Source organism: Paracoccus sp. (in: a-proteobacteria) (assembly GCF_046462195.1).
Lineage (GTDB): Bacteria > Pseudomonadota > Alphaproteobacteria > Rhodobacterales > Rhodobacteraceae > Paracoccus.
Window position 1 is genome coordinate 1 of record NZ_JBKGUN010000156.1, and the last position, 5,408, is coordinate 5,408.

Consider the following 5,408-nt stretch of genomic DNA (forward strand, 5'->3'; position numbering starts at 1 on the left):
CTGACGGCGAACTTGTATTCGGTCCCCAGAAGCTGCATCAGCCCGCCCGGCTCGTACCAGGGCGCCAGATAGCCCACGACACGCACCCAGGGGTAGGTGACCGCAACCTCGGAAAAGGCCACAAGAAAACCGCCCGCGATGGCCCCCAAGGGGTTGCCGAGGCCGCCAACGATGGCCGCCGCGAAGATCGGCAGCAGGATCTGGAAATAGTTGAAGGCCTTGAAGGACTTGTCCAGCCCGTAGAGCGTGCCCGCGATGGTTGCCAGACCCGCCGCGATGATCCAGGTGAGTCGCACCACCCGTTCGGGATCGATGCCCGACAGCAGGGCCAGATCCTCGTTGTCGGAATACGCGCGCATGGCCTTGCCGGCCTTGGTGCGGTTCAGGAACCAGAACAGCGCGATCATCACCAGGATCGCGACAACCAGCGTCAGCGCCTGGGTCGAGCGCAGCGCCAGCCCTTCGGGCAGGCCCGTCATCTCGCGAAAGGTGCGGACGTCGATGATGAAGCGGGCGCCGTCGTCGAAACGGTATTCGTCCACACCGATCAGCAGGCGCGTCAGCCCGTTCATCACGAACATCACGCCGACCGAGGCCATGACCAGAATGATGGGCGCGGCCTTCTGCCTGCGGTAAAAGCGGTAAACGGCCCTGTCGGTGCCCAGCACCAGCAACGCTGTCAGGGCGATGCCCAATGGCAGCGCGATCAGCGCCGTCGGCAGCGGTCCGGCCGAGATGCCCAGGGCCTGCAGGCCCCAAGTCAGCAGGATCACGATGGCGGTGCCAAAGGCCATCGTGTCGCCATGGGCAAAGTTTGAAAACCGCAGGATGCCATAGATCAGCGTGACGCCAAGCGCGCCAAGCGCCAGCTGCGCGCCGTAGGCCGCTGCCGGAATGAAGACAAAGTTCAGGAAAACCACGAGGGCGTTCAGGATATCCAAGGCTCAGCCCCCCAGGAAGGTGCGGCGCACCTCGTCGTTCTGCATCAGTTCGGCGCCGGTGCCGGTATGGGCATTGGCGCCCTGCACCAGCACATAGGCCTTGTCGGCGATCATCATTGCCTGACGCGCGTTCTGTTCCACCATCAGCACCGGCAAGCCGCCGCGCGCGATGGCGATGATGCGGTCGAACAGCTCGTCCATGACGATGGGGCTGACGCCCGCAGTGGGTTCGTCCAGCATCAGCACCGAGGGTTGCGTCATCAGCGCCCGGCCCACGGCCACCTGCTGGCGCTGGCCGCCTGACAATTCGCCCGCGGCCTGCCGGCGCTTCGCGGCGACGGCGGGGAACAGGTCATAAACCTGCTCCAGCGTCGGCTTGATGTCATCGTTGCGGATATAGGCGCCCATCTCGAGGTTTTCCTCGACCGACATGGACGGAAAGATGTTGTTCACCTGCGGCACGAAACCCATCCCGGCCTTGACCCGGTCCTGCGGGTTCAGCGCGGTGATGTCCTGCCCGTTCAGGCGGACGCTGCCCCCGCGCAGGTTCAGCATTCCGAAGATCGCCTTCATCGCGGTGGATTTGCCGGCACCGTTGGGACCGACGATCACGGCGATCTGTCCCTTTTCGACGGCAATGGTGCAGTCGTGGAGGATGTCGGCGCCCTTGCCGTATCCGCCGGTCATCGCCTCGCCGATCAGGAACGGGTCGCCCGCGCGCCCCGGCCCCGTGGGACCGGACCGGCGCGTGCCGTCGATGGTGCCGCGCCCCTTGGGGTTCACGATGGACAGGTCGCGGTTGCCGCGATTGCCGAAGGCTGCGTCCTGATCGCTCATGCGCCCACCATGTCCTTGTTCTTGAGGCCGGTGCCCAGATAGGCCTCGATCACCGCCTCGTTCTTCATGATATCAGTGGCGCTGCCTTGGGCCAGCACGTGACCCTCGGCCATGACGATCACCGGGTCGCACAGCTTGCCGATGAAATCCATGTCATGCTCGATCACGCAGAAGGTATAGCCACGTTCCTTGTTCAGGCGGATGATCGCGTCGGCGATGGTCATCAACAGGGTGCGGTTCACGCCCGCCCCCACCTCGTCCAGAAAGACGATCTTGGCGTCGACCATCATCGTGCGGCCCAGTTCCAGCAGCTTCTTCTGCCCGCCCGACAGGTTGCCGGCCTTTTCATGGGCCAAGTGACGGATGGTCAGAAAGTCCAGAACCTCGTCGGCCTTTCGCCGCAGCTCGGCCTCTTCCTGCGCGATCCGGCCGCGCTGGAACCAAGTTTTCCAGATCGTCTCGCCCGATTGCGCGCCGGGGACCATCATCAGGTTCTCCCGCACGGTCATGCTGGAAAACTCGTGCGCCAGCTGAAAGGTGCGCAGCAGGCCCTTGTGGAACAGCGCGTGCGGGGGCAGGCCGGTGATGTCCTCTCCGTCCATGAAGACGCGGCCCGACGTGGGGGGCAGCACGCCCGCAATGACGTTGAACAACGTGGACTTGCCCGCCCCGTTCGGGCCGATCAGCCCGGTGATCGAACCGGTCTCGATTGTCAGGCTGGCGCCATCGACGGCGCGAAAGCCGCCGAAATGTCTGTGAAGGTCCTCGACCCTGATCATGACTTCAAACTTCCCTGTCTTCACATTCAAGGTGAAGATGTGCCAGCAAGCGGCTTATTTCATTGTTGAATGGCCCGGCACCAGAGGTGCCGGGCCATCAGGTCCTGTGGAATTCTCAGCGATAGCCGATCACTTCCATGACGCCGTTCTTGAACTCGATCTCGCGGAAGCTGCCGGCGGATTCGCCTTCGCCCACCATCTCGACCGAGGTGGCGCCGTCATAATCCACGTCGCCGCCGCCATTTATGATCTCCAGTGCACGGGCCAGCTGGCCCGGCAGGATCTTTTCGCCCGGCTCGTTGGCGACATCCATGATGCTGTTCTTGTAGGTCGCGGGATCGCTGCTGCCCGACTTGGCCATGGCCAGCAGCATCAGCGCCGCCGCGTCATAGGCCTCGGCCGAAAACGCGCCCGAACCGTCAAAGCCGGCCTCCTCGGCCATCGACAGATAGGTTTCGCGGCCTTCGCCCTCGGCGGCAGGGTTCTGGCCGAAGCTGCCCTCGATCTCGCTGCCGAAGTTGGTTTCCAGCGCCTGGCCCACCATGCCGTCGGGGAAGACGAAGGTTTCGAAGGCGCCGGTGTCCAGCGCCGCACGCACCACGCCTGAGCCGCCCTGGTCGACATAACCGACCACGACCAAGGCGTCGCCGCCCGCTGCCGCCAACGCAGCCACTTCGGCCGAATAATCGGCCTTGCCGTCGTCATGGGCGCTGTTGGTGGTGACCGTGCCGCCCTTTTCCTCGAAGGCGGCCTGGAAGCTGTCCGCCAGTCCCTTGCCGTAATCGTTGTTGGTATAGGTGACGGCGACGGTGTTGATGTCGCGCGACATGATGACATCGGCCATCACCTCGCCCTGACGGGCATCCGACGGCGAGGTGCGGAAGAAGAGGCCGTCATCCTCGATCGTGGACAGGGCCGGAGAGGTCGCCGAGGGCGAGATCATCACTACGCCGTTGGGCTTGGCCACGTTTTCCAGCGAGGCGATCGTTTCGCCCGAGCACATGCCCCCGATGATGCCCTTGACCCCTTCCGAGGCGATCAAACGCTCGACCGTTGCCGTTGCGGCGGCTGCGTCGATGCAGGTGCTGTCGCCGGTGACGGCCGTGACGGTCGATCCGTCCAGCAGCAGGCCCGAATCGCTGACCTCCTTCATGGCCATCTCGGCACCCTGCTGCATGCCGGGCGCCATGGATTCCAGCGGACCCGTGAACCCCAGCGAAAGGCCCAGCTTGATCTCTTCAGCACCGGCCGCACCCGCCAGCAGCGCACCGGCGGCGGTGGCAAGAAGAAGTTTCTTCATCGTCGTCTCCCAGTTGGAACGTTGTCCTGCACGTCAGGTTAGAAGCGGGCCTGCCAAAAAGAAAGCATGATATCCCGCCGCTTTGCAGCCTTTTTGGACAATTCGCCAGAGTGACCTAACGCCATCCCAGCCGTTCGGTTCGCCGAAACGGCCGGCCCGCAAGGGCTGCCAGGATCCAGCCCAGCAGGAAACCGATCCCCCCGGCTGCAAGGCCTGCGGGGGTCAGTGGAAGGGCCGGACGAAAGTCCGCCCATGTCGCGCGCAGCGTGTCGGTGTCGCGCAGGCGGTGGGGCAGCAGCATCCGTTCGAGCGGACCTGCGATGCGCAGCATCTGCAGGTCGGCCCGCGCCCGGTCCAGCCGGATGAAGGCCCGCTGCATGTCACGTCCATGAGCCTCGCGGAAGGTGCTTCCGGACAGGTCGGCCAGCGCCTCGGTCCTCGACAGGCCCGCCTCCGTGGCGCTGGTGTCGAATTCCTGCGCAACCAGCGCCAGCGCATCGACCTGCCCGCCGAGGCGCTGGACGTATTGATCCGAGAATGCCGGAAACTGCGACAGGAAGGCGGCCAGCAGGGCCGCCGCCACCAGCCGCAGCAGCCCGGTCATTTGTCCTGAACCGTCAGGCCAAGTACGGGCTGATAGATCTGGACCAGACGGGCGATGGCGTCCTTGGGCGACATTTCCTCGCTTTCGCCGGTGCGGCGGTTGGTCAGCTCGATCTTGTTGCTGGCCAGGCCGCGCGGGCCGACGGTGATCCGCCATGGCAGGCCGATCAGGTCCATCGAAGCGAACTTGGCGCCCGCCCGCTCGTCCCGGTCGTCATAAAGCGGATCCAGCCCACGCGTCTGCAGTTCGGCATAGATCGCCTCGCATGCGGCATCGGTCGAGTTGTCGCCCTGCTTCAGGTTGACGATGCCGACATGGAAAGGCGTGACGCCTTCGGGCCAGATGATGCCCTTGTCATCGTGGTTTGCCTCGATGATGGCGCCCAGAAGGCGGCTGACGCCGATCCCGTGGCTGCCCATGTGGACCGGCACGCGCTGCCCGTCGGGGCCCACGACCGTGGCGCCCATGGGCTCGGAATACTTGGTGCCGAAATAGAAGATCTGGCCGACCTCGATGCCGCGCGCGGTGCGGCGGCGTTCCTCCGGCACCTCTTCGAAGATGCCTTGGTCATGCGTTTCGTCGGTGCGGGCATAACGGCTGGTGAATTCCTCCAGCACGGCCTGGCATTCCTCGACACTGTCATAGTCGATCTGGCGGTCGCCAAAGGTCAGGTCGGTGATCTGGCTGTCATAGAACACCTCGGACTCGCCCGTTTCGGCCAGCACCAGGAACTCGTGCGTGTAGTCGCCGCCGATCGGGCCGCCATCCGCGCGCATCGGGATGGCCTGCAGCCCCATGCGCTCATAGCTGCGCAGATAGCTGACCAGATGCCGGTTGTAGGCATGCAGCGCCGCTTCCTTGGTCAGGTCGAACGTATAGCCGTCCTTCATCAGGAACTCGCGCCCGCGCATCACGCCGAAGCGGGGGCGGATCTCGTCGCGGAACTT

The 5,408-nt window shown here is 64.6% G+C and carries 6 protein-coding genes; all 6 read right to left on the minus strand.

The window, feature by feature from the left end:
• The coding region (locus ACLHHB_RS09965) for a branched-chain amino acid ABC transporter permease (protein WP_410218131.1) at positions 1-941 on the minus strand (941 nt) is incomplete at its 3' end.
• A 3-nt stretch (positions 942-944) separates the two neighbouring features.
• Entirely contained in the window at positions 945-1,778 is an 834-nt protein-coding gene (locus tag ACLHHB_RS09970; protein ID WP_410218132.1) for an ABC transporter ATP-binding protein, read from the minus strand.
• On the minus strand, positions 1,775-2,557 hold the full coding sequence (locus ACLHHB_RS09975; protein ID WP_410218133.1) for an ABC transporter ATP-binding protein: 783 nt from the start codon (positions 2,555-2,557) through the stop codon (positions 1,775-1,777). Before ACLHHB_RS09975 ends, ACLHHB_RS09970 begins: the two co-directional genes overlap by 4 nt.
• Positions 2,558-2,672: 115 nt before the next feature.
• Positions 2,673-3,857, minus strand: a complete 1,185-nt coding sequence (locus tag ACLHHB_RS09980; protein WP_410218134.1) for an ABC transporter substrate-binding protein — start codon at positions 3,855-3,857, stop codon at positions 2,673-2,675.
• Between the two features lie 115 nt (positions 3,858-3,972).
• Complete coding sequence (locus ACLHHB_RS09985) at positions 3,973-4,461, minus strand: DUF2937 family protein (protein WP_410218135.1); 489 nt, start codon at positions 4,459-4,461, stop codon at positions 3,973-3,975.
• Positions 4,458-5,408: proline--tRNA ligase (locus ACLHHB_RS09990; RefSeq protein WP_410218136.1), on the minus strand; the 951-nt coding region annotated here is incomplete at its 5' end. The genes ACLHHB_RS09985 and ACLHHB_RS09990, both read right to left, overlap by 4 nt.